This is a genomic window from Planctomicrobium aquicomposti, assembly GCF_051466325.1.
GTDB lineage: Bacteria > Planctomycetota > Planctomycetia > Planctomycetales > Planctomycetaceae > Planctomicrobium.
Genome location: NZ_CP195792.1, coordinates 4,632,538 through 4,657,258, shown reverse-complemented (window position 1 = coordinate 4,657,258; position 24,721 = coordinate 4,632,538). Strand labels below are relative to the sequence as shown.

16 protein-coding genes are annotated in these 24,721 nt (G+C 59.9%); 5 read left to right on the top strand and 11 right to left on the bottom strand.

Annotated features, from left to right (window positions below; genetic code table 11):
* Positions 1 to 26: 26 nt before the first annotated feature.
* Positions 27 to 1,079 (bottom strand): NAD-dependent epimerase/dehydratase family protein, encoded by a 1,053-nt coding sequence (locus SH664x_RS17905; protein WP_437203205.1) that lies wholly within the window; start codon positions 1,077 to 1,079, stop codon positions 27 to 29.
* A gap of 633 nt (positions 1,080 to 1,712) precedes the next feature.
* Positions 1,713 to 3,098: an aminopeptidase P family N-terminal domain-containing protein gene (locus SH664x_RS17900; protein WP_437203203.1), complete on the bottom strand. Its 1,386-nt coding sequence runs from the start codon at positions 3,096 to 3,098 to the stop codon at positions 1,713 to 1,715.
* Positions 3,099 to 3,414: 316 nt separating this feature from the next.
* Here SH664x_RS17900 and SH664x_RS17895 point away from each other — a divergent pair, with 316 nt between their 5' ends.
* From SH664x_RS17895 to SH664x_RS17880, 4 genes are all read left to right on the top strand, one after another.
* Positions 3,415 to 4,380 carry a D-alanine--D-alanine ligase family protein gene (locus SH664x_RS17895; protein ID WP_437203201.1) on the top strand — a complete coding sequence of 322 codons (966 nt, stop codon included), beginning with the start codon at positions 3,415 to 3,417 and terminating at the stop codon, positions 4,378 to 4,380.
* Between the two features lie 151 nt (positions 4,381 to 4,531).
* Positions 4,532 to 5,482 carry a cell division protein FtsQ/DivIB gene (locus tag SH664x_RS17890; RefSeq protein WP_437203199.1) on the top strand — a complete coding sequence of 317 codons (951 nt, stop codon included), beginning with the start codon at positions 4,532 to 4,534 and terminating at the stop codon, positions 5,480 to 5,482.
* A 185-nt stretch (positions 5,483 to 5,667) separates the two neighbouring features.
* On the top strand, positions 5,668 to 8,193 hold the full coding sequence (locus tag SH664x_RS17885; protein ID WP_437203197.1) for a DUF1559 domain-containing protein: 2,526 nt from the start codon (positions 5,668 to 5,670) through the stop codon (positions 8,191 to 8,193).
* A 355-nt stretch (positions 8,194 to 8,548) separates the two neighbouring features.
* Positions 8,549 to 9,772: a M16 family metallopeptidase gene (locus SH664x_RS17880; RefSeq protein WP_437203195.1), complete on the top strand. Its 1,224-nt coding sequence runs from the start codon at positions 8,549 to 8,551 to the stop codon at positions 9,770 to 9,772.
* Between the two features lie 282 nt (positions 9,773 to 10,054).
* Here the strand turns inward: SH664x_RS17880 and SH664x_RS17875 are convergent, their stop codons facing one another.
* From SH664x_RS17875 to SH664x_RS17855, 5 genes are all read right to left on the bottom strand, one after another.
* The gene (locus SH664x_RS17875; RefSeq protein WP_437203193.1) at positions 10,055 to 10,828 is read right to left on the bottom strand and encodes a gamma-glutamyl-gamma-aminobutyrate hydrolase family protein; all 774 of its coding nucleotides are present in this window, start codon (positions 10,826 to 10,828) and stop codon (positions 10,055 to 10,057) included.
* 675 nt (positions 10,829 to 11,503) lie between these two features.
* Complete coding sequence (locus tag SH664x_RS17870; protein ID WP_437203192.1) at positions 11,504 to 12,016, bottom strand: peptidylprolyl isomerase; 513 nt, start codon at positions 12,014 to 12,016, stop codon at positions 11,504 to 11,506.
* An 83-nt stretch (positions 12,017 to 12,099) separates the two neighbouring features.
* Complete coding sequence (locus SH664x_RS17865; protein WP_437203190.1) at positions 12,100 to 12,705, bottom strand: peptidylprolyl isomerase; 606 nt, start codon at positions 12,703 to 12,705, stop codon at positions 12,100 to 12,102.
* Positions 12,706 to 12,753: 48 nt separating this feature from the next.
* Entirely contained in the window at positions 12,754 to 13,683 is a 930-nt protein-coding gene (locus SH664x_RS17860) for a peptidylprolyl isomerase (protein WP_437203188.1), read from the bottom strand.
* 206 nt (positions 13,684 to 13,889) lie between these two features.
* Positions 13,890 to 14,192, bottom strand: a complete 303-nt coding sequence (locus SH664x_RS17855; protein ID WP_437203187.1) for a metal-sulfur cluster assembly factor — start codon at positions 14,190 to 14,192, stop codon at positions 13,890 to 13,892.
* An 835-nt stretch (positions 14,193 to 15,027) separates the two neighbouring features.
* Here SH664x_RS17855 and SH664x_RS17850 point away from each other — a divergent pair.
* Positions 15,028 to 21,405, top strand: a complete 6,378-nt coding sequence (locus SH664x_RS17850; RefSeq protein WP_437203185.1) for a right-handed parallel beta-helix repeat-containing protein — start codon at positions 15,028 to 15,030, stop codon at positions 21,403 to 21,405.
* Positions 21,406 to 21,644: 239 nt separating this feature from the next.
* On the opposite strand, the gene SH664x_RS17845 is transcribed toward SH664x_RS17850, so the two are convergent.
* From SH664x_RS17845 to SH664x_RS17830, 4 genes are all read right to left on the bottom strand, one after another.
* A complete protein-coding gene (locus tag SH664x_RS17845) occupies positions 21,645 to 22,355 on the bottom strand; it encodes a polyprenol monophosphomannose synthase (RefSeq protein WP_437203183.1) in 711 nt (236 codons plus the stop codon).
* A gap of 48 nt (positions 22,356 to 22,403) precedes the next feature.
* Positions 22,404 to 22,883, bottom strand: coding sequence for a 3-hydroxyacyl-ACP dehydratase FabZ family protein (locus SH664x_RS17840; RefSeq protein WP_437203181.1), 480 nt, complete (start codon positions 22,881 to 22,883; stop codon positions 22,404 to 22,406).
* A 308-nt stretch (positions 22,884 to 23,191) separates the two neighbouring features.
* Entirely contained in the window at positions 23,192 to 23,578 is a 387-nt protein-coding gene (locus SH664x_RS17835; protein ID WP_437203179.1) for an acyl carrier protein, read from the bottom strand.
* Between the two features lie 501 nt (positions 23,579 to 24,079).
* Positions 24,080 to 24,616: an NUDIX hydrolase gene (locus SH664x_RS17830; RefSeq protein ID WP_437203177.1), complete on the bottom strand. Its 537-nt coding sequence runs from the start codon at positions 24,614 to 24,616 to the stop codon at positions 24,080 to 24,082.
* Between the last annotated feature and the right edge of the window lie 105 nt (positions 24,617 to 24,721).

Genomic DNA, 24,721 nt, shown 5'->3' with positions numbered 1-24,721 from the left:
GGTGGCGGGAAAGTGCGCCGAGTGCTTCAGAATTTGCCTTCGCGGGATTCAAAGTGAGTCGGCTTGTTGTGCAGCCGCCCCCCGGTTCGGACCCAGTGAGCAATCCAGCTCAGCATCTGGGATGGGCCGACCCGCGGATAGCCCCACAGCTGTTGACCGCGCTGTCCATTGCTGAGAATCGCGTCGGGGGCTTCGGTACCGTGCAGTTTCGGAGTTTTTCCCAGCAGCTGTCCCAGTTCCTCGGCGATTCTGCGGACACTCAGCAGTTCAGGACCCGCCAGATTCAGAATTCGCGCCGGACTGTCGACATGGTCGAACGCGGCCAGCGTTGCGGCATTGGCGTCCCCCTGCCAGATGGAATTCAGCGTGCCCATCGAGAGGTCGATCGGCTGTTCATTCCAGATGGTGAGTGCCAGATCCACGAGCACGCCATAGCGCAGTTCGGTCGCATAGTTCAATCGCAGGAGCAGGGTGGGAATGCCGAGCGCCTGGCTGAAGTGCTGGAACATTCTCTCCCGGCCGACGATCGACATGGCATATTCGCCGACAGGCGCGAGGGGATCTTCTTCACGCGACCCCCCCTGCACGGCGGGGGATAAGCCGTAGATATTCCCGCTGGAGAAGGCCACGATTCTGCTGCGGGCAAACTTCCGGCAGACCATGACAGGGACTTCCACGTTCATCATCCAGGTCAGTGGCTGGTTTCCGGACGAGCCGAATTTCATGCCTGCCATGAAGATGACATTTTCAACATCGGGGAGTGCGCGAACGGCGTTCTCATCTCCCAGATCGCAGGAAATGGTCTCGACTCCCCAGCGGTTCAGTTCCGCCGGCAGTTCCGGGCTGGAGAAGCGCGAAACGCCGATCACCCGCCGACGGACCCCCGCCATCTCGCTCGCGCGGACTGCCATGCGTGCCAGTGTTGGTCCCATCTTGCCGCCGATTCCGAGGAGAAGCAGGTCCCCCTGCATGCGGCCCATCGCCGCCACCGCGGCTTCTGACGGCAGGCTCAGGAGGTCATCCAGCTGCTCGACGCTGTCAATCGTTGCGGGAATCGAGAGAGTCGGAAGTGCGGGCATGGTGCTTATGTTCAATCCAGGAGAAGTGAGCAGGCAGCTGTGAACGTCAACAGCTGGGCGCCGCGTTGTCACTTATCGTGTCTTGCGACAAGAGACGCAGCGGCCGACTTGCGCTTCAATCGCCCCGATCTTCTGACGCGGGGTGGTGCTGTTGATCCAGCGAAAATTCCGCGGTGCGGGCACTGCCATGTGCTCGAGATCGAGACCAATCGTGAGCTTATTCGCTCGGGATGCTCCCCGCAACGACCGGAAATTGCCGATCTCTGCCGGGAGAAGGTGTTCAGCGCTCCTCAGGGAATCTGCCTGTCAGCTCCGATTTCCCCGCCGGAAAAGGGCATTTTTCAAAGGTTTTTAGAGTGGCTGCTGCGATGTTTCCGTCACGTCAATCGGTGAGCGAGAGGGGAGTCCTCTGCGGCGCGGTTGCTGTCGTGAGAAAGATTCGACAACCCGTTCAGGTCAGCCTAATGGCAGTCCAACGGTTCAGGCCTGTCACCCGGAAAGGTTGGCAGGGTGACCAGTGATCGGCAACTCCGCGGGGACTCAAGTGTCTGGGCGCCGAACGCCCTGCCGCAGACGGAGCATTTCCGGTTGATCGATCGGGAACAGCGCGGACATCTTCGAGAGCAACCGGCGCTAATGCTTGATGAATGCGTAGTCGCGGTTGAGTGCATAAGGGGCGAACCAGCCGGGAATGTTACTCAGCGGTAACACACTCTGGTCCAGCTTGATTCCCAGCGTATCGCGCATGAAGGCCCGGCGGAGCTGAATCCGATTCCAGGCTGCGGGATAGGTAGAGGCAAACTCCTGACGCAGTTTTTCGTCGGCCAGAGCGACACCATCTTCGGCGTTGGCGCAGCAGAACGGGCCCTTGGAAAGAGGAATCAGATCGGCCTGCAGTGCAGCCCCCGAGGGGAGCGTGGCCTGACTCCCTTTAAAGAACGGGGTACTCATCCATTCATCGAGATGAATGTAGTGGCCGGGATTCAGCGCCAATTGAAACAGGTCCTTGCGAGTCACCATCTGCACACGATCGTAGACCGCCCCGCCGTTGGCACCGACAGCGATGCTTTCATACCACGTGGCAACCGTTTCAAAGTAGTTGCTGGCAAACTGCGGGTAAAACGTCTTGAGGCTGTCGGACAACTCTTCCGGACCTCGGGCGATCATCCCCGCCCGGCGGGTCAGGGCCCCTTCCACACCGAGTGCCATCGTATACGGTTCACCCAATTTCGCGCGAGTGTCGGAAGGGCTGGCGAGTTCACGCCGCGCTTTTTCACCGAAGCTCGCCATGGCATGGCAGTTCAGGGGGAGTCCACCACTGTCGTAAAAGCGTTCGAGAATTTTCTCGCTGCAGCCCACCTTCAAATGCTTCAGTGCCGACAGGATACTTTCAGATGTCTTTGTTCCCGCGTATTCGAACCGGGCGAGCTGATGCACGGAGTTGCGGAGCCGCAGGCCATCGTAAGGATTCATCAGCAGGGCATTGGCGTTGCGCACCTGCGCGTTGTCGTCGGTCAGCAGACGAAAGGCGTCGACCAGGTAAGAGGGGATCTCGATGGTCGTTTCGGGGGAGTGGAAATTCGCCCGGTCGTAGTACTTCCACCCGACACAGCCGACGACGGTTCTACCGCGGATTCCGAAGTCTCTGAGAATCGTGAGGAGCGGTCGCGAACTATCGCGCGGTTGACCAAGCAGACTGAATTCCTGAAAGAGTTCGGATTCGATCTGCAGCTCATCGCGTGGGAGGAACTCGGAACACTCGTTCCCGACGAGCAGCAGCCGCTTCCCCGAGCGGTCCATCAGGAACAGGGCTTCTTCGAAGCGGGGGTCGAAACCAATCAGAAAGTTCAGATTCGCCGAGTGTTCGCGATCGGCATAAATCGCCAGAACATCGAGTCCTTCCACCCGCATCCGGTCGATCGTCAGCGCGAGCCGTTCCAAGTAAGTGGAGACAGGGAGCGCGGGAATTTCATCGGCGGCGCCAAAGTCCGGCAAAGAGATCCGCCGCAACGAAATCATTGGCTGTTCCTGTCGGTCACCGAAAGCGGAATGGCTGGGGTTTTGACCTGCAGTCGTCAGTGCAGGGAAAACCGCGATGTCTGGCTGTCAGAATATCATTCGGGTTCAAAAGGTCGAGCCTCAAGAATTTTCTTTCGCCAGGTACAACCGGTTGATCCGGACAGGTTTTCCAGACGATTCAACCGTCAGCAGCGCGCCCCGCTGGAGTGGTCCTCAGACCGCTGCCGATTCTTTCGAAGAGCGTGCCGTCGACGACTGCTGTCGTGATCGCAGCGAAATGCGTCATTCGGATTCTCCGATCTTCAGGACTTCACCCATGTCACTGACACCGCTCCATGTTGCCGTCTTGCTCGGCGGCGATTCTGCCGAGCGGGAAATCAGTCTGCAATCCGCCGCCAATGTGATGGCCTCGCTGCGGCTGGCGGGGCATCGTGTCAGTCCGGTCGATCCTTCTCTGATTCCACTGGCCCAGTTGAACTGGACCGACGTCGACGTCGCATTTCTGGCGCTGCACGGGACGCATGGTGAAGATGGAGCGGTGCAGCGGGAACTGGAAGCGTTGCAGGTCTGCTACACCGGCAGCTCCGCACTCGCCTCCGAACGGGCCTTTCACAAACTGGCCGCGAAAGTGATGTTTCTGGAAGAGAACCTGCCGACTCCGGTCTATCGGGAAATTCCTGCCGGGGCGGGGGCCGAACAGCTGCAGCAGCTGGCCGGGCAGATTGGTTATCCGCTCGTCATCAAGCCGGAAGCACAGGGATCGAGTCTGGGGGTCACGCTGGTGACGGAGCCCTCGCAGCTCGCGGCAGCGGCGGAGGCAGCGCTGCAGTTCGATCATCGAATCTTTATGGAACGAGCGATTCCGGGAGAAGAATGGACCGTCTCCGTGCTGGACGATCTGGTGCTGCCACCGATTCGCATCTCCACACCACATTCGTTTTTCGACTTCGCGGCGAAGTACAGCGATGTGCAGACACGTTATGACATCATGGATGACCCGCAGCAGACGGTGACCCGCCGCGTGCGTGATCTGTCGTTACGGGCGGTGAAATCGCTGGGCTGCCACGGCCTCTGCCGGGTGGATCTGCGTGTCGACCCCGCCGGACAACCGTGGTTGCTCGAAGTGAACACGATTCCGGGAATGACATCGCATAGTCTGGCTCCGAAAGCTGCCGCCAGTGTGGGTTGGTCGATGAGCCAGCTCTGCGAGGAGATGATCGTCTCTGCGCTCGCGCAGCGTTCGCGGTTGCCGGGAGCGTTGCCGGCCGCACGGTGTGCGTGATCCGCAGACCGATTCTCGGTGGTGAGTCTGACAGTCTGCGCGATTGTGTCGGCTGATCGGGACATGCTGAATTCCTGCGAATCAAAGGCCCGGGGACCGCGGGTCTGCCGATGCAGTGAACATCTTTCCTCGTGCACTCACCGTGATTCGCATGGCAGCGGCGGCAAACTCGACGAAATCCCGGAAACCAGCGCGTCCTCCCTCGGCAGGAGCAGGGGAGCCTGCTGCACCCTCGTTTCTGAGGAACTGGCTGTTTCGACCGGGAACGCTGATCATTGCTGCGTTCTTCACAGCCATCGTGGTGCTGGTGCCCTATCTGCCCTGGCTCCTGCCGAATCTCGTTGAGCAACCGGAATACCAGTTCACTCTGGACCGGATCGAAATCAATGCCCCGACGGCGTGGGTTCCGTCGACGATCGCCGAACAGGTGCGGGAGGGGGCCAATCTGCCGGAGACGGTGTCGTTACTGGAACCACGTCTCTGTCAGGAAGTGGCGGAAGCGTGGAGCAAACATCCGTGGATCCAGTCCGTGAAATCGGTGCAGATCACCAATGCGCCCGGGCTGCGCATCGAAGTCGAATATCGACAGCCAGTCGCGTTTGTGGCGACTGATAAGGGGCTTTACCCGGTTGACCGGGAAGGGATTCTGTTACCCCCCTCGGACTTCAAGATCGGCGAGACGGGACGATTACCTCTCATTCGAGGGATTACGACGCAGCCACAGTCAGCGGCGGGATTCCCCTGGGGAGACAATGCCGTGCGGGCGGGAGCCCAGCTGGCGGCGATTCTCGCTCCCGAACAGGATCTGGAAAAGTACTGGAACCGTTTCCACTGCAAGGCGATTCTGGTTTCGGCTGCGAATCGTTTCGCAACACCGGAACAGCTCAACCTGGAGATTGAAACGGTCGGGGGTAGTCGCATCATCTGGGGCCGTCCCCCCGGTGCCGATGCGCTGGAGCCGACGGTTGATCAGAAACTGCTGCGGCTGCAGCAATGTCTCTCGCGGATTGGCAGCTTCGAGACGCCGGGGCGTCCCTATCGGGTCGATATCCGTCAGTTTGATGCGATCGGGCTTGAACCGATTCAGGGGCAGCTGAAGTAAGCCTGTCTTGTCAGAGGGGCCGATCTTTTTCGTTCCGGTCTCACTCATTGCCGGTTCGGCTGGGCCACCTGCCGACTGTGCAGTCTTGCGATTCCGCCATCCGTTGCGGTACTTTGGCGCCGGGTTCCGCGGTCATCCAGGAGCGTCCGGGAACAATCACAATCGACACACGGAAGGAGGGCTCGATGTCGCTGCTGCGATTCAAGCTGGTCGCGTTGACACTGGGGCTGGGATGCCTCGTCGCAACTTACGGTTTTGGTTTTGCGAAAAACGGAGAGAATTCTCCGCAAGATCTGTTGCCCTCGAACTCCATCATTTATGCCCGGCTCGATGGGAGTTTGCTGCATCAGGAGGCGTTTGAAGAGACTGCCGCCTATGCCGCGCTGTTCGAGTCGGGACTCGTGGATGTGGCCCGTCAGCTGGTCACGCTGTTAATGGAACAGGCCAACGACTCCGAGCAGGTCAGCACCGCGTATCACCATGTTCTTGAAAACGGCGTGTCGTTGAGTGTGGCGGTCGATCCCCCCCGCGAGGGACCACCCGCAGTCTGGGGGACGATTGTCGTTCACAACGGCGGTGAAGGGGTCGGACTGCTCAAGAGCCTCGTCGAAAACGAGGAAGAGCTGAACCTGAATGTCACCACCCGGAAGATCGGGACCCGACTTGTGGAATACGCCATGATCCCCCAGTCCCCTGCCGAAATCGGCTGGTGGGAAGAGGGGGACCACATGCTGATTGCCATCGGCATCAATGCGGTCGCCAACGCCATTCAGGTTGCTGACGGGAAGCGGGACAGTCTGGCCAAGAACCCGCTATGGGAACGTTATGCCGATCCTGAAGCCGAGCGTGAATTCACGATGACCTGCGTTGGCTGGTTCGATTTCGGCACGCTGCGGGAGATGTTCGGCGAGATCACCATTCCCGGGCCGCGGCGTCCGGATGGTCAGTCACCCACGGTGAACGAAGCCTTGAAAGTGCTGGGGCTCGACACCTTCAGTCATGTCGCTGTTCAAAGCGGCTATCGAGGTGAGGCGCTTTGGTCGGAAACGTTTGTGGACGCACCGGGAGAACGGACCGGGCTGATGTCGCTGCAGGATCAGGAGACCTTGACCTGGGCAGAACTGCCGGCCATTCCGTGGCATCATGGCGGCTTTTCGGCGGCCAGCTTCAACTGGCAGAAAGGGGTCGAAACGCTGCTCGCGGTTTCCCGCGAGGTGCTGAGTTACGCTCCGCCGCAGAATCGGAAAGAATTTGAACAGGGTCTCAAGGATGTGGAGCGGGAACTCGGCATACCGGTCGAGAAACTATTCGCGCCGCTCGGCTATATCAACTGCCTGTATACCGATGATGCCCAGGGATTTCTGGGGCTGGGAACCGTCGGTGTTGTCAGCGTGAAAGATCACCGGACGCTGCTGGCCAATCTCCGGACCCTGCTGAATAAGATTCAGGAGCGGGCCGGCGAGGACTTCCGCTTTCGCGAGGTCAATGAAAACGGACATACCAAGTTCTATCTGGAATTTCCCAAGGCCCCCTTCTTCTCACCGACAATCAGTGTCGACAAGGAATGGATGATTGTGGGAATGATGCCGCAGGCGGTGAAATCCCAACTGCTGCGGATGTACGAGGATCTGGCGTCGTTCAATCCGGCGGAAGAGTTGGCCTCCGAACTGGCGGAGCTCCCCGCAGAGTTCACATCGGTGACGGTGATGGATCCGACTCCGCCGATTCGCCAGCTGGTCAGCCTGGCCCCGTCGCTGCTGGGGCTGGCGGAACTCGGCATGAAAGAATCGGGTGTGTTTCCCAAGGATCAACCCTTCCCGGTGACTCCCGATCTCGTTCCTCCGGCGGAGCTGGTGACGAATCCGCTGTTTTATAACGTCGCCATGTCGACCCCGACCGACAACGGCAGTCGCCTGTACACCCGGCAGTCGCTTCCCGGCGTCCCCCTTTTGGGAGGCAGCCTGGGGGGAGGCAACACCGGCGTCGCCTCTTCGGCGGTCATGGTCTCACTGCTGCTGCCTGCTGTGCAGAACGCTCGCGAAGCAGCCCGCCGCGCCCAGTCGATGAACAACCTGAAGCAGATTGGCCTCGCCATTCACAATTATGCAGACACGCACGACCATCTGCCGCAGGGGACCATTCCCAACGACAAGCTCGAGCCGAATGAGCGGCTCAGCTGGCTGGTCTCGATTCTGCCGTATCTGGATCAGGCCGCTTTGTACGAAAAGATCAATCAGAAGTTGGACTGGGCCGCTCCGGCGAATGAACCGGCTGTCGAAACCGTCTTGCCCGTGTTCCACAATCCGAGCGAGGTCGTCTGGTCCGGAACCAACCTTTCCAACTACGTCGGCATCGCCGGACTGGGCGAAGCAGGACCGACACTCCCCGTGACAAGTCCCAAAGCGGGGATGTTCGCCTATAATCGGGTGACCCGGTTCAGCGATGTGAAAGACGGATTGTCGCAAACGCTGATGACCAGTGAAGTGACTCAAGAACTCGGACCCTGGGCAGCCGGTGGCCGGGGAACCATCCGCCCCTTCACCCAGCAGCCGTACCTCAATGGTCCCGACGGTTTTGGCGGCAGCCATCCCGACGGAGTGCTGATGGGACTGGGAGATGGATCGGTCAGATTGATCAGTGATCAGATCGATCCCGGTGTTCTCGAGGCCCTCACCACGATTAACGGCGGTGAAGATGCTCATGACTTTTAGCGCAGGTTGCTCGGTTCCGTCCCCGCGCTGTGCGCCGCTCGATTGACGAAAAAGCCGAGTGCCTGCGGCGAGGCTGCGTCGACGGAAAGTCAGAATGCTCTGGATCCATGAATCGGCCGGATGCTCGTGTTTCGGGCGTCCGGTCGATCATCGCGGACTTTTGCATGGCGTGACGGCTCGAACTAGAATCGGAATGCTCTCGAGCCGGTTGCTCTTTCCCGTACTCGCGCGGTCAGCGTTTCGTATGATGGAATGCTGACATTCGCGTGGCGAGGGGGGGGGCATCACATGTCAAGATGTTCTCGAGTCAGCCGCTTCCGGTCACCGCCCGTCCGTATTGAATGTAGAAAATCCTATGCAGTTTCAGCATGCTGTGCTGGCCAACGGCCTTGAAATCGTTGCCGAGATCAAGCCTCAGGCCCAAAGCGCGGCGGTCGGCTTTTTTGTGAAAACAGGAGCCCGGGACGAAGACCTTGCCGTCTCGGGAGTCTCCCATTTTCTGGAACACATGGCCTTCAAGGGGGACGACCGGTTCTCCGCAGCCGACGTCAACCGCATCTTCGATGAAGTGGGCGCCAGCCAGAACGCCAGCACCGGGGAAGAGGTCACCTTCTATTACGCCGCCATTCTGCCGGAGTACCTGGAGCGGACATTTGAACTGCTGGCCGCCATGATGCGACCCAGCCTGCGCGAAGCCGACTTCAATGTCGAAAAGCAGGTGATTCTGGAAGAGATCGGCATGTACGAGGACATGCCCGCCTTCGCCGTCTATGAACTGGCGATGGGCCTGCACTTCAAAGGGCATCCGCTGGGGCAGAACATTCTCGGCTCAAACGCCAGCATTACCTCACTGGCTGCGGAACAGATGCGGGCCTATCACGGGGCTCGGTATGGAGCGGCAAATCTGGTGCTGGCCGCTGCGGGCAATATCGACTGGGATCAGCTGCAGCGGCTTGCCGAAACGTATTGCGGCCACTGGCAGCGAGGGACGCCGGGACGGGTCGTCGTCGAGGCGCAGCCTGCCCCCTCACGGGTCTGGCAGCAGCGGCCGGCGATGAATCAGGAACATGTCATGCAGCTGGCAGCGGCCCCCTCGGCACAGAGTCCGCTCCGGTTCGCCGCAGAGATTGTTTCCAATATCGTGGGTGACGATGGCGCCAGCCGCCTCTACTGGGATCTGGTGGAGACCGGCCTCGCCGAGACCGCCGACCTGGGCTACAACGATTACGACGGCAGCGGCACCTGGACAACGTACCTCTGCTCGCAGCCTGAAGAGACGCATCGCAATCTCGAGCGAATCGCCGCGATCTATGAGGAGTTCAACCGGACGGGACCGACCCTGGAAGAGTTTGAACAGGCCCGCAACAAGGTCGCTTCACGAATCGTGATCGGCAGTGAACGTCCGATGGGACGGCTCGCGGCGCTGGGGGATAACTGGGTCTATCGCCGGGAATACCGCAGCGTGGCGGACGATCTGCAGTCCTTGCGCAATCTGACTTTGCAGGACATTCGCGAACTGCTCGATCGATATCCACTGACGCAGACGACACTCGCGGGACTCGGTCCGCTGGCCGGATAGAGGCGTGACACCGGTGTCTGCCCGTGCGAGTTGCATCATGCTCGATGAGCGGCACACCGACACACGGTGAATGGGAACGCAGAGCTGGGAGTGGAAAACTCCCCTTCAGTCACGCGGCAACATGCCTGCAGTGCAGGACAGTCTGCCGCGTGACGGAAAGAAGTTGGTCAGCAAGAGCAGATTGCTCTGTCCAGTCCCCCCGCAGCCAGCGTTTCGTTTGGTGAAATGCTGACATTCGCGTGGCGAGGACGGGGCCATCAAATGTCAAAATGCTCCAGAGGTTCAGGCCACGCGGCGGCGCGGCTCGAACTGCAGCACGTCCGCTTCGACAGCCTGCTGTTCGCGGACTCCTTCGATGAAGGCTTCGAACACCTGCATGTCGAGAGCCGAAGCCGATTCGCTTTCCGGGTGGAACTGCACGCCGAGGCACCACCAGTTTTCCATGACCGACTCATAGGCTTCGATCACACCGTCCATGGCGGTCGCGGAAGCACGGAAGACGTGTGCCAGCTGGTCGACAGCCATGTGGTGGTCGCTGTTCACGCGGATTTCTCCGGGCCCGTAGATGGAATCCATCCGGCTGCCGGGGACGATTTCAATCACGTGACGCAGGCAGTTTTCAACGGGGTCGCGATGACACAGCGACTTCATCACGTCTTCGGCGACGTGCTGGAACAGGGTCCCGCCGCAGATCACATTCAGCGTCTGCATGCCCGAGCCGATGGCCAGGGTCGGAATTTTCATTTCAAAGGCCAGGCGGGCGAGGCGACGATCAAAGTCTTCGCGTCGGGCCGGCATGGTGCGGGTGATGGGGTGCTTCTCGAAGCCCAGGCGGATCGGGTCGAGGTCCAGTTTGCAGCCGGTCAGCACGAGACCATCTACTTTTTCGAGGACAGCCCGGAGGTCGTCATCTTCCGCGAGCGGGGCGAGCATCATGGGGATGCCGCCGCTGCTGGACACCGAATCGTAGTATCCCGAGTGAATCCAGGAGAACGCGAAGCTGTCTCCTTTAGCAGGACGGAAATCGGCGTTCATGGCGATTACGGGCTTGTTCATTCATCTCATCCTTGTCTGAATAAACGGCTGCGAGCTGATCGAAAGGTCGCAGTGATTGAGCTGTCTTCCGGTGACGGGAAGCGTCCGTCCGGTCGGGAGGAAGCGTTCAGGAGAGCAGGCAAACAGGGGCCATCGCTACGTCTCAGCCGCAGGATGGGAATGTTTATCCGCCGGTTTCAGAGAGGGAGCCTGGTGCCAGCAATTCTCCGGAAGTCAGGCCTGTAGGGGCCAGCCTCGCAGAGACAACCTCGGACTACAGCAGTGCCGGGCTGAAGCAGCATCGGATTCCATTCCTGTACCTGGACTCGTTCCACCAGTCCGGAAGGACGTGAATACTCGACAGGAGCGTTCACAGCCTTCACTGCCGGCGGTGCGTGATGCATGGTTCCGACCGGCAAGATCTGCATACGTTACCTCAGGTTCTCACGGTGTAAAGCACCTTGACGATTTTGTGGGAAGTCCCGCCGGAATTGTAAAATCGGCTACCACATCTGGTGGCCGGGCCCCTGCATCTCTGGCAGAAACTGCCGGTGGTCCCCGGAAACTTCTCTTGATCTGGCAGCGGGATTCTGCCGGATTGCCCTCCGCAGGCTTTGCAGATTTCATGGTGGGCGCATGAATAGAGGCTGTCGGATGTGACAGCCTCTGTCCTCATGTTCAGGTGGAACGTTCCGCTCAGCCTTCGATCACCGTGGCCTTCTTGATGTAGTCCAGGCGGGGGAACCGGTCCTGCAGGTACGCGTTTCCACGGGTCTGGATCTGTCCCTGGTCGGGCTGCTCGCCGTACTCCTTGTTCAGGGCATCGACGACTTCCATGCCGGAGATCACCTTGCCGAAGGGGGCGAAGCGCTGGCGGTCGAGGAAGCTGTTGTCGCCGAAGTTGATGAAGATCTGCGTGGTGCGGCTGTTGGGCATACTCGTTTGGGCATAGGTGACCATGCCGCGCGTGTTGGACTGCTTGACCGGATCGTCCTTCAGCGACTTGGAACGCCACTCGGCAGCGACTTTGGGATCTCCGGGAATGCCGAACTGCACCATGAAGTTCTCGACGAGCCGGAAGAATCGTGCTTCGTCATAGGCACCCGCTTCGACAATTTTACGGAAATGTTCCGCACCGTTGGGGGCCCACTCCGGATGGACTTCGACGACGAAATCCCCTTTAGTCGTTTCAAACTTCACCTGGTACACAGGGTTCTCCGTCTATTGAAAAGGATGCAGGCCGGCGGCGGCCGACCTGCCGAATAGGTCAACTGCTGTTCGAGCCGGTCGAACTACTTCACGATCGTGGCCGACTTGATGAAATCGAGATTGGGGAACTGCTGATCGAGATAGGCGTTCCCCTCTTTCTGAATACGGAACTGATCCGGGCCGCGACCATTGGGAGCCCCTTCGCCGTATCCGCTGTACAGCTTATCGACGACATCCATCCCGGAAACGACCTGGGCGAACGGAGCGAAACCGGTCCGGTCGAGATGGCGGCTGTTGTCCACGAAATTAATGAACATCTGCGTGGTGCGGGAATTGGGACCGCTGGTGGCAAACGAGATCATGCCCCGCGTGTTGGACTGCTTGACGGGGTCGTCCTTGATGACCTTGCTGCGCCATTCCCCAGCGATTTTGGGATCGGCATGAATTCCAAACTGCACCATGAAGCCGTCAATCACGCGGAAGAATTTCGCGTTGTCAAAGAACTTCGACTCCACGAGTTCTTTGAAGCGGGCGGCACCGAGAGGAGCCCATTCCGGGTGGACTTCCACGACGAACTCTCCCTTGGACGTCTCGAACTTCACTTTGTAGGGAGCTTCCGCTGCGGGCTGCGCCTGGGCGAGCCCGGAAAAAAGTGTGAAAGCGACTAAAGTCATCAGACAGTAACGCACGGGAATCCTCCTTGGGGTGAATGCCATCGGGAATCGGGCTGCGCTGGGCTATTTGTCAGCGGAGCCTTCAGCAGGCTTCTCATCTGCAGGCTTCGAACTTTCTGCCGCAGGCTCCTGCGGTGGGGTGTCGGCAGGCTTCGAAGCTTCGGACTTCGGCTCGTCAGCTGGCTTTACCGGTTCGGGCTTGGCCGGTTCCGAGTGGACAGGCTTGGGGAGTTCGGCTGCCGGTTTGGCCGGCGCGGCCTCCTCGGTTTTTGCCGGCTCCGCTTCTGTCGCAGCCGGTTTTTCCGAGGGAATGGCTTGAGGCAGAATGCGGGCGCTCTTGATGAAGTCGAGTCGGGGGAACGATTTGTTCAGGTACGCATTCCCCTCTTTCTGAATTCGGTCCTGCTGCGGCTGCTCACCATATTCCTTGTTGAGGGCATCGATAACATCCATTCCGCTGATCACTTTGCCGAAGGGCGAGAATCCCTGCCCATCAAGTTGACCGCTGTTGTCGGCGAGGTTGATGAACAGCTGTGTGGTCCGAGAATGGGGGCCACTGGTGGCAAAGGTGACTGTTCCCGGAGTATTCGGGACCTTGACCCGATCATCTTCAATCCGGCGGCGCTGCCATTTGGTGGCGACCTTCGCATCGGCGGGGAGGCCGAACTGCACGACAAAGCCGGGGACCAGCCGGAAGAACCGGGCGTCGTCAAAGAAATGCTCGTCGAGCAGTTCCTTGAAGCGGGCGGCACCCCGGGGGGCCCACTTGGGGACCACCTCCATGACAAACTTCCCTTTGGAAGTGTCGAACTCGACCTGATACGGCTCGCCGGCTGCCGCCTCTGCCTCATCATCATGGTTGTGATCGTGGTCGTGGTCGTGATCCTCGGCTGTGGCCTTCGGGGCCGGCACGGGGGGCGCCGGATCCGGAGCCTCCGCGACGCATCCGGTCAGGAGGAGCAGTGACAGTGCCAACAGACTCAGTGGTTTCATTCCAAACGTCTCCAGTCTGTGCAGGGCCGAACGGCACCGGCAATCTTTGTTATCAGCGTTCATCGTGGTCAGCGGTCGGGGCGCCCGCGAGGGTGGACCGCAGCCTACGAGAGTCTTCTGTTTTTTGACTTCCTCTTCGTCCCGCGGATGTGAGCATCTCACCATACGAAACTCTTGCTGCGGGGGACTGGAAAGAGCAGCCTGTTCTAGAAAATTCCCAGTTGATCACGGGCCTCTTCGGTCATCCGCTCCGGCGTCCAGGGAGGAGACATGACCAGTTTGATTTCGGCGGCCGACACATCCGGCAGTTGTTCAAGGGCCATTTTGGCCTGCTGAATGATCTGCGGGCCGGCCGGACAGGAGGGGCTGGTGAGGGTCATCGAAACTTTCACGTTCCCTTCCTCTTCCGCGGTCACTTCGTACACCAGACCGAGGTCGACGATATTGACCATCAACTCCGGGTCGATGACCTGTCGCAGGGCGTCCAGTAGTTCGGTTTCGTTCGCCATGTGAGGCGCCTGTCGTCGCTGCATCGTGATCAGCCCGGGCCGTTCACGGATTGAATGGAATGGTTTGATCTCGTGCTGTTTCCGCCTGGCACGTTCGCCGGTCTTGCCCGGCGTCGGATGGCTACAAGTTGCAGCAACATCGTGTGGGACCCAATCCTGCCGGGCCACACCGACAGATTTTGCCGGTCGCCCCGCCGGTCAACTTCTCCGGGAAGCCGAACCGCAGGGGTTGGTGATCAGTGCGAATCGCACCGGTCCCTGCTGCCATTGTAGAAAGCCCACAACGGTCTCGCGAGCGCCCTAGTTCGGCTGGGAGGACTTGGGGCGAAAATCGTCACAACGTGAGACGGGTCAGTTCTCTCCGTCGTTCCAGCGGGATTTGTGACAGGACGGGGGAGCGGTGCAGTTTCCACCGCTGCCACGCTTTCGGGAGACAGAGAGTCTGCCTGTGCCACGTCGATCCTTATCTCTACACGAGCATGCGAGGAATGCGGGTGCGAGGAGGAATGCGCAGAAAGGAGGGTCTTGCGTTGCTTGCAAATCTGGATCAACCGCGACAACCGGTTTTGGCGGCACTTTCGTTAGATCCGTCAAACTTTCACTCATCCGCAACCTGCGCCGACGCCGAAGATTCTGATGAACGCGCAGATCCGTCTGTGTTCGTCCACCGTCAGAAAATCGTCCCCAGGGGGGGCCGGCTGGGTGAACAACAGCGAAGTGGCTGGGGACAACGGCCACAACTCGTTGATGCGTTGAGTTTTCGGCGGAAGCGTCGCCCGGTGACGGGCCCTTGGAATCGTGTTCCACTTGAATGAAGTGGTTGTTGGAGAGACTCATGCACTGGACTCGTCGAGTCAGCCTGCTCGCCCTGTTTCTGCTGCCCTGGACGATGGCAGAAATCGCTTCCGGCCAAGATCCGTCCGTGGGGAGCGTCATCCTCAGCCCGACTGATCCGGGTGTGATCTACGAGGATAGCTTCAGCGGCTCGATGGCCTTCAGCAATGACGGCGGGACCTACCTGCTGTTCGACAAAATGATTGGGAACGGGGTGGGCTTCTCCACCGGCTGGTCCCGCTTCGGTCTGCGGTCCGCCCTCTGGGAAGGGACCGACAGCCAGCTGTTCGGGGAAACCCACATGATGGTGACCGACGACTCACGCATCGGCTTCAACGTCGGGGGCGGTTACCGCTGGCTGGACTCCGGCGCCGGGCTGTGGGGCGTCAACGGCTGGTACGACAACTACGAGTCGAATACTGGCTTCCGCTATCAGCAGATTGGCATCGGCGGGGAATACCTGAGCCCCGGCTTCGACGTGCGCACCAACTTCTATATCCCGACCGGCAACCGTGAAAACTTTGTCGGCATTGATGATCCGGGCAACATCCCCGTCTACATGGGGAACACCTTCGGAACCAACGGCATCGGGTTCTTTGAACGGGCCTACTACGGCTGGGATGCGGAAGCCGGGGTCGGTGTTCCGGGAACGGACTGGCTGCGGGCTTATGTCGGTCCTTATGTGGTCGCTTACAACAGCCAGGAAACAGTCGGGGTGCGAGCCCGTGCGGAAGCCCGCTTCACCTACGGCACGGCTGTGAACTTCATGGTGACCAACGACGACAAGTTCGGTACCAACCTGAACCTGAACGTCGAGCTTCGCTTCAGCGGCAATGCACTGGCGACGCGGTTTGGCATGGACTACACCGGCTACGGTCGGCGCTACGATCAGGTTCGCCGCAACTGGCCCGTGCAGACTCACGTCGATCGCGACGGCATCTTCGTGCCGTACATCAACCCGCGGACCGGCAACGACTACGTCCTGACCTGGGTCGACAACACCGCCGGTCCGGGAGGGGACGGCAGTTTCGAAAACCCGTTCCAGAGCCTGCCGGGATCAGCCCCCTCGTCTGACCTGGTCCTGGTGCGGGCGGGAGTCGGTGATACCACCGGAACGATTCAGCTGGTCGACTACCAGCAGCTGCTGGGTGAAGGTCAGACCCATATCGTAAATACAACTCGCGGTCCGATCGCCCTGCCGGAAGACGGTTTCAGCAGCGTCGGCCCCGCCCCGGTACTCGTGGGCTCGGGTGGTGCGATTCCGGTCGTCACACTGGCTGATCACAACGTGGTCCGCAGCTTCGAAATCAACGCGATGAACGGCATCGCGGGAACTGACGTGCAGGACTTCCGTCTGCGGGACCTGACCGGCACGCTGACCAACGGCATCAACATCACCAACGCCAGCGGCCTCGGCGTGCTGCAGAACATCGACTTCAACGTCAATGCCGGCGGAACCGGGATTTCCGTGGCCAATACCTCCGCCGATCCGTTGCTGCTGTGGGCCCGTGACGTGCGGACCGATGGCGGTAACTTCGGGACGTCCCTGCGGGCGATGGGTGGCGACGTCGCTCTCGATGTCGCTCGCCTGGAGACGACCGGAGCGACCGTGGCAGGTCTGCGATTGCAGGTCAACAACGCCGACATGAGCGGTGTGCTCAGTGAAGTGAACAGCTCGGATAACGCGGGTACCGGCGTCGATTACATGGCCAACAACGCCACGGGAGAAATCGACTTCGATCTGTTGAACGCTTCCAATAACGGTATCGACGGTCTGCGAGCTGTCGCCGATGGGGGTTCCAATGTCTCGCTGGATATCACCAACAGCACGCTCGTGGGCAACCTCGATGACAACCTCGAAACCAACGCTCACAACTCTTCTGTCCTGAACCTGTTCGTCGATCCCACAGATCTGAGCATGGCCGGTGACAATGGCTTCGAGTTCCGCGTCACCAGCGGGGCGACACTCAACGCCGTCTTCCGGGACGTGACCATCGACGGCTCTGCTGACGATGCCGTGAACGGTGCTGTCGACACCGCCGGAATGGCCTCACTGACATTCGACAACGTGACCGGCAACGACTCGGGTGAAGACGGTATCGATATCGTCACCAGCACCTCTGGCCAGCTGCAGGCGAACATCAGCAACAGCTCCTTCGATAACAATGCGAACCGCAATATCGCCCTGGTCGCCCAGAGCAGCAGCCAGCAGGTTCTGAACTTCAACAATGTGACCGCCGATGGTCCGGCCGCTGTCGACAATGTCGTGATGCGGGGAACCGGTGGTCAGATCACCTCATTCTGGAATGGCGGTTCGATTTCGGGTTCTTCCGGCAACGGTGTGCGGGCCCACGCGAGCGGAGCCAGCAGCTTCGTCTCGATGGACTTCGACAGCGTGCTCGTGGAAGGAAACACCAACAACGGCTTCGAACTCTCCTCAACGGGGACCGCCGATGTCGCCCTGCGGCTGAATGGTTCCTCGGTCGGGAACAACGGTCAGAACGGAATCGGTGCGACCGTCGACACGGCGGGGTCTTATGTGCTGGTTCAGCTGGCTGACACCTCAGTGGACGGCAACGGCAATCACGGGGTGACCGCCAATGTGACGGCCGGAGCCTTCGGTCTCAACGGAACCGCCGGCGGGAACTCGATCAGCAGCAACATCGGCTCCGGGGTGGAAATTACCGCCAGCGGTGCCGACTCCGTGGCCTTCATGAACCTGAATGACACCGTGATTGACAACAACGGAGCCTACGGGGTGATGCTCGATGCGGACGACTCGGCTGTCGCGCTGGCTCAGTTGAGCAACGGCTCGGCTTCCGGCAACGCCTTCAGCGGGATCTCGACACTCTCGGACAACGCCACTGTCCAGATCCAGCTGACCGACATGACGATGGACAATAACGGATCCAACGGCCTCGATTTCACCGCCCTGAATGGCGGGACGATGCAGGTTCTCGGAAACGGCGGGACCGCCTCAGGGAACGCGGGCTCGGGGATCGCCGGTTATGCGACCGGGGCTGGCAGTGTCGCCTCCGCGAGCTTCTCGGATGTCGTCGCCGACAACAATACCTTCGACGGCTTTGAATTCGCAGTGGATAATGGTGGCGAGATGACTGCTGAGATCCTCAGCACGGGTCTCTCTTCTGCTTCCAACAATGACCTGAACGGGATCAGCCTGACTGTGAATGACGCCGGCTCCGTCGGTGCCCTGATCATGACCGGCAATACCACCGCTTCCAACAACGGCGGCAATGGCCTGGTCGCCATTGCCAACAATGCCGACTCGATGGCCGTTCAGGCTGCCGGCAACTTTGACAGGAACGCGGTGAACGGTGTGCGGATTGAATCCTTCAGTACTCTGCAGACGGCTGCCGCCTTCAATGGCGATGGGACTTCCTCTGCGGACGGTAACGCAGCTGCCGGGGTGCAGGTCAACGTGTTTGGAGGATCGATTGCTCCGATCAACGTGACGACGCTCACTCAAAACGTGCTGGTGAATGGCCTGGATATTCATGACCTGAGTGCGTCGAACAACGCCACCGCAGGGGTGTCAGTGAATCTGTTCGCGGTGACATCCTCAGATCTCAACGTCTCCTTTGTCGCAGCAGATGGCAACGGCACCAACGGGATTGAACTCACCTCGACCATTTCGAGCCTCACCGACCTGACGGTCGTCAACAACAGTGCGTCCGATAACGTCGGGGACGGCATCCTGGTGAATTCGACTCTCTCGGCCCAGACCGGAACGACCATCAGCGGCAACACTCTGGACTCGAACGGGACTGCCGGCCTGCAGTTCCGGGATATCGCGGGTTTCAATGCCGACACGACCGTGACGGGCAATACCATCACCGGAAACGGGACCGATGGCATCCTGCTCGATCTGCAGGCGACCACTGTCAGCAATCTGCAGATCGCTGATAACACGGACATCTCCGGCAATGGTGCCAACGGGATTAACTTCCTTATCTCCTCCTCGGACATCATCGGTAGTGCTGTCAGCGGAAACTCGATCAGCGGTCATGCCGCTGGTGACGGGATCCGGATCGTGAATCCGACCGGCGTCGGAACGCCACTGCAGATCGACTTCGATAACAACAGCATCACCGGCAACAGCGGTGGGGCGGGTGTGCGAATCGAACTGGCGGGAACGACCGAACTGCAGAGCAACTTCACCGACAACATCATCAGCACCAGCGGTCTGGACGGTGTGCTGGTCACGCTGAAGGACGCTTCCGTTCTGGATGTGGCGGACTTCTCCCGGAATACGCTGGAAAGCAATCTGGGAATGGGTGTGCACATCACGGCGGAAGATGCATCCCGCCTGAACTTCCAGGCCGGGGCCTCCAGTGGGGGAACGGACCGGAATACGTTCACCGGAAACACCGACGCCGGCATCGGCATCAGCCTGATCGAAGATTCCCAGGCCAGCGTGACCGTGACTCACACCGACATTTCGGGGACCGTCAACGGCACCAACACCACCTTCAATGGAGAAGGACTGCACATCCGCACGACCGACAACGCCGTGCTGACCGGGCTGCAGATTGGTGATGCCGCAGAGGTGAACACGACCTTCAACGGCAATGAAAGCCACGGGATGCAGATTCTCGCGAATCTCAGTTCCAGTGCTCTGAACCCGACGATCCAGAACGTGCAGGCCAACGGCAACCAGGGTGACGGTCTGAACTTCCGCCGCACCGGCAATGCCCTGGTGGGAACCGTGAATATTCTGGACAGCGAATTCAGCAACAACACCAACGATGGTCTGAACCTGACCAGCAGTGTGGGCAACCTGACCGACACCTACATCGTGGATAACAACGTGATCTCCCAGAACGGGAATCGCGGAATTGCCCTGACAGCCGAGTACGACGCCGACGTGGTCGCGACCATCTCGAACAACACGATCACCTTCAACGGAAACGAAGGGATCGAGCTGATGGAAACCATCGTGGTGCCGGCCGATTCCCGCTCGCTGACCGTCGACATCCTGCAGAACACCATCAGTAACAACGGTGGCTCGGGGATTTATGTCGCCGGTCTGCATGACCTGACGATCGACAGCAACATCCTCGACGCCAACGGTCTTGACGGCATCTGGATCGTCTCCGCTGCCCTGAACCCTGCGGACCCCACGGTGATCAATAACAATCAGATCACCAACAACGGGATTCACGGGATTGATCTGTCGGCAGGAAACCTGACCGCGTCCATTACCAACAACGACATCAACGACAACGCCAGTGAAGGGATTATCAGCTTCGCCGGTGCAGATACCGTCATCTCCAACAACAACGTGCTGAATAATGGTGGCGATGGGGTGGCTCTGAACGGTGGTTCACACACCATCAACAACAACCTGATCCAGGAGAATGCGGGCGATGGATTGCAGCTGATCTCTTCGGAAGGTCTGGATCTGACGGTCGTCGCCGACAACAACCAGATTCGGGTCAACGAGGGACGCGGAATCAATCTGCTCGTCAGCGGCGATACCCTGGCACAGGTCTCGTTCAACAACGGACTGGTTCAGGGGAACAACCTGGAAGGGGTGTATGTGGTGAACACCGCCTCGACCACGCAATCGGTAGATGCACCTGCAACCGACCCGCTGAATGCTGACGGCAGCATCTTCGCCAACCCGCAGTTGGTGTTCGGCTTCGACAGCAACACCGTCATCAACAACGGTCTGGGAAGCGGCTTCGACGGCTCGGGTCTGGTGATCCGCGTCGGAACCAGCGGAGCCAGCACCGCGGCCAACGCCTATGAAAGTGCCGGACAGTTCGTGAGCAACGGTCTGGGCTTCACGGCTGCCAACCTGACCGGGGCAGGGGGTGTCCTCGCCTCGGTGACCAACAACAACATCCTGGGTCATCCGGGTGCAGACGTGCTGTTCGAATCGTTTGTCTCCACGGTGACTCCGGATACCACGGGGGGAACCTGGGATCTGGTGGACTACGATCCGACCGGCTATCAGCAGGATCCGGTGGCTCGCTTCGATCTGAACTTCGTCGGGAACACCGGTGATGATGTCGACGTGACCCGCTTCGGAGCCTTCTTCGAGAACGATGAATCGGTCTTTAAGTCCCGGACCGACGCACAGGACCCGGCCGGACCGTTCACCTCGGGAACTCGCGGACGCAACGCACAGCGTCTGGCAGGTCGCACGGGCATCTTCGCTCCGCCGCTGGTCAACACCGTGGGGGCTGGTGGGAACTCGAGCGACTTCCAGTACTCGGGAGTCGGTGTCAGCACCTTCCGCGTCTCCGCACCGTCCAACACCGCCGGCTTCGGATCGGGTGATAACTTCGGTTCCACCGTTCCGCTGGGAGCGGGGATCGGCGAACTCCCCTTCAGTTGGGGCGTGATTCCCTGATCCACAGTGAAATGCAGTTCAACGGAAAAGCGGCGATTCGAAAGAGTCGCCGCTTTTTTTGCGTTCCTCACGGCCGGGCCGGTGATCCCTTCGCAGCGGCGTCCGTTGTCTCGCCCGCGCTGGCGACAGGTTCTGAGGGGGCGATCTGATTTCAGCACTGCGAGTTCTCGCCCCGCAGAGCTTCGCCGCTCATCGAGAGAAATGAGCGGAGACGGGAACGAGAATACGGCTCCACCCTGTTACTTCAGCAGTCGCAGCCGCAACAGGACCCAGCCCGCGGAGACCGCTTCTTTCCAGTTGATCTTGGTCTGCCCGAACCGCCGTTCCTCGAAGTCGATGGGAACTTCGCAGAAGGTCGCGCCGACGCAGCGGAGGCGATACAGGATCTCTTCCTGGACGGCATAGCCTTTCGCCTTGGCTTGCGACCAGTCGACCTCGCGGAGCTTGCTGACCCGATAGCAACGGAAGCTGCCGCTGTTGTCACGGGTGTGTAGCCCGAGCATGAGTCGCGCGTAGAGATTGATGCCGCGACTCATGAAGTGGCGTCGCGGTCCCCAGCCGACAACCGTTCCCCCCGGCACATACCGGGAGCCGATCACGACGTCGAAGTTCTCTGAGGCAGCCAGCAGAGCCGGCAGAAACCGGGGGGGATGCGAGAAGTCGGCATCCAGATTGATCACGAACGTATAGTCGTGCTTCAGGGCGAAGTCGAAGGCGGCCATCGTGGCTGTTCCGAGGCCGAGTTTTCCCGGCCGTTGCAGCAGATGGATCCGCGGATTATCCCGCGCCAGTTCGGCAGCGTACCGGCCAGTGCCGTCGGGAGAATTGTCATCCACGATCAGCAGGTCAGCGTGCGGGACGTAGCGGAAGATCTCGGGAATCAGCAGTTCGAGATTTTCACGTTCGTTATAGGTGCACAGCGTGATCAGCACTCGTGTCGATTCAGCCATGCGTCACAGAACCCGGTCGAACGTGGTCGGCGTCCGACCGTGGAATACTCAGGCAGAGGTCGAATTTTTGACCGTGGAGAGAATCTCGGCCAGTGCCACCTGGACGACGTTTTTCTGGCTGACATTGGCGGGAATTCCCGCCTGTGCCTCGGTGAGATGCGAAAAGACGATCTCCGCCTCGGCCACCAGTTCGTCCTGGCAGTGGGCGGTGACGGTCGTCATTCCCCCCTCCTCCCGTGATTCCTGCAGCTGCGCGGTGTAGATCAGCTGGTCGCCCGGTCGCGCACTGCGGTGGGAAACGAACTTGGGAATCTTGGCGAGGAACACCAGGTATTTGAAGTTGTGGGATTCCCCCAGCAGGATGCCGCCGGTCTGCGCCATGCCTTCCATGATCAGTGAGCAGGGCATCACCGGAAAACCGGGGAAGTGGTCGTGAAGGTGCTCTTCGGAAAGAGAGACATTCTTCACGGCGCGGGCCTGCTTGCCGCTTTCAAACTCCAGAAATCGATCGATCCAGAACCAGCGCATGGGTCTTTCCGTGAATCACCGACCGGCTTGGCGGCGGGTGATGAACTCTCACCACAGACTGACGAGAGGGTCTTGGTGTTTCAGCAGGCCCGTTCCGCCAGGTGACGGAACGGGCGATGATTTACGTCAGCAACTCAACGGCGAATCCCGAACTCCGGAGCTGACCGCCTTCGTGAAGGCCGTCGGTGATGGCCTCCCTGATTGCGGGGGGAATGATTTTTCCGGCTCCGGATGAAACGGAGTGCCGGTCGTTCCCTGCTTCTGCACACGCTCCACTGCGGTGCACAGGCCGGAACAACCCGTCAGCACTAGCCGAGCTTGGCACCGATGAATTTGCAGATCATGTCGACCGTGTACAGGTCGGAGATGTTTTCCACCTTGGGATTCGCTGCCAGCTTGTCGATGTTGGCGTAGGGGAGGCGCTTGCGGAATTCTTCGATCCCGGCAGCGGTCACCTTGCCGTCGGCGATGTAGCCCGAATCGGCGGAGCCGAGGTTTTCAGGGAACAGTTCCGCGCGGGGGATCTTGATGTCGAATGCCTTTTCCAGGCGGAAGACGATATCCAGAAAGTCGATCGACTCTGCACCCAGGTCGCCGATCAGGGTCGCTTCGCGGGTGACTTCGTCGTCATCCACTCCCAGTGCCTCCACAAGCACTTCCTGCACTGTCCCGAAAATCTCATCTTGACTAGGCATAATCCTCAAACTCCGATTTTGGCAACTCACCGTATTCCCCAAACCGTACAGGTTCGACGACGACGGTGAGACGTCGGGAACCGTTTGATCTCAATAGGATCAGGCTGGCCTGCAGCGACCCACCGCCGCAAAACCTGCATTACCGCGAATGGTAATCCGCTGACACCTGCCGGGAAAAGGCTGAATTGGGAGAAGTCGGCCACCGGAAACGGCGGGGAAACTCACTTCCAGTTCTCCGCATCTCAGCTCCGACCGCGGAAAGCGGCTGGAAACCCTGCAAGGTTCAACGGTTGAGATCTTTTCGTCAGGTCCAGTCGTGAGGATCAGGAGGACCCGCACTTTCTCGGATTTGGAGAGGCAACCGGTGTCACATTTTTGGGGGAACGGGGCTCGATTTGCTGCAATCTGCCCGGATTCGGGCCTTTTGCCTTCAGTTCTTGCCGCCTCACATGGTGAGTCGACTGCTGTGATTCACCACGCATTGACCCACCGGAATCGGTCTCACGACCCCAGTATTCCCAGAGCGGCATAGACTTTGGGATCAATGCACTCGGATGGGTTCTCGTGTCCCCGCAGCCAGTCCCGCAGTTCTGCCCGCGGGACGACCAGAACAGTGATCGACTCCGACTCGTCTCCACCCCCGGCGCCGACTTTCCGGACCTGATCGGCGCGGAAGAAGGTGATCATCTCCGTCGACAACCCGGCGGAGGAGGGGCCCGTAAAGACAGTTTCGAGGATTCCGGCTTCGTAGCCGGTCTCTTCCAGCAGCTCGCGACGGGCTGCGGCTTCGAAGGGCTCGGATTCCGATCCGGGCGTGTCGCCGACAAGACCGGCAGGCAGGTCGATTACCTGCTTCCCGATGGCGGGGCGGAACTGCCGGGTCAGGACCAGTTCGTCTTTGTCGGTGACGGCGACGATCGCAACGACGCCGGTGCCTCGAATCCGATCCGCGAACTCCCAGCCTCCCCGGCTCAGCAGTTGCAGGAAGCGCCCTTTTCCGAGTTCAACGATCGGCTCATCAGCAGCAGGGAAGTGCATGGAGCGGGGCAATCTTTTAAATCTCTGTCGAGCAGGCCGACTCCCTTAGGAACCGAATCGTTCCGGGACCGCTTCGTGGAAGCGTGCCCGGGCTGCGGGAGAGCC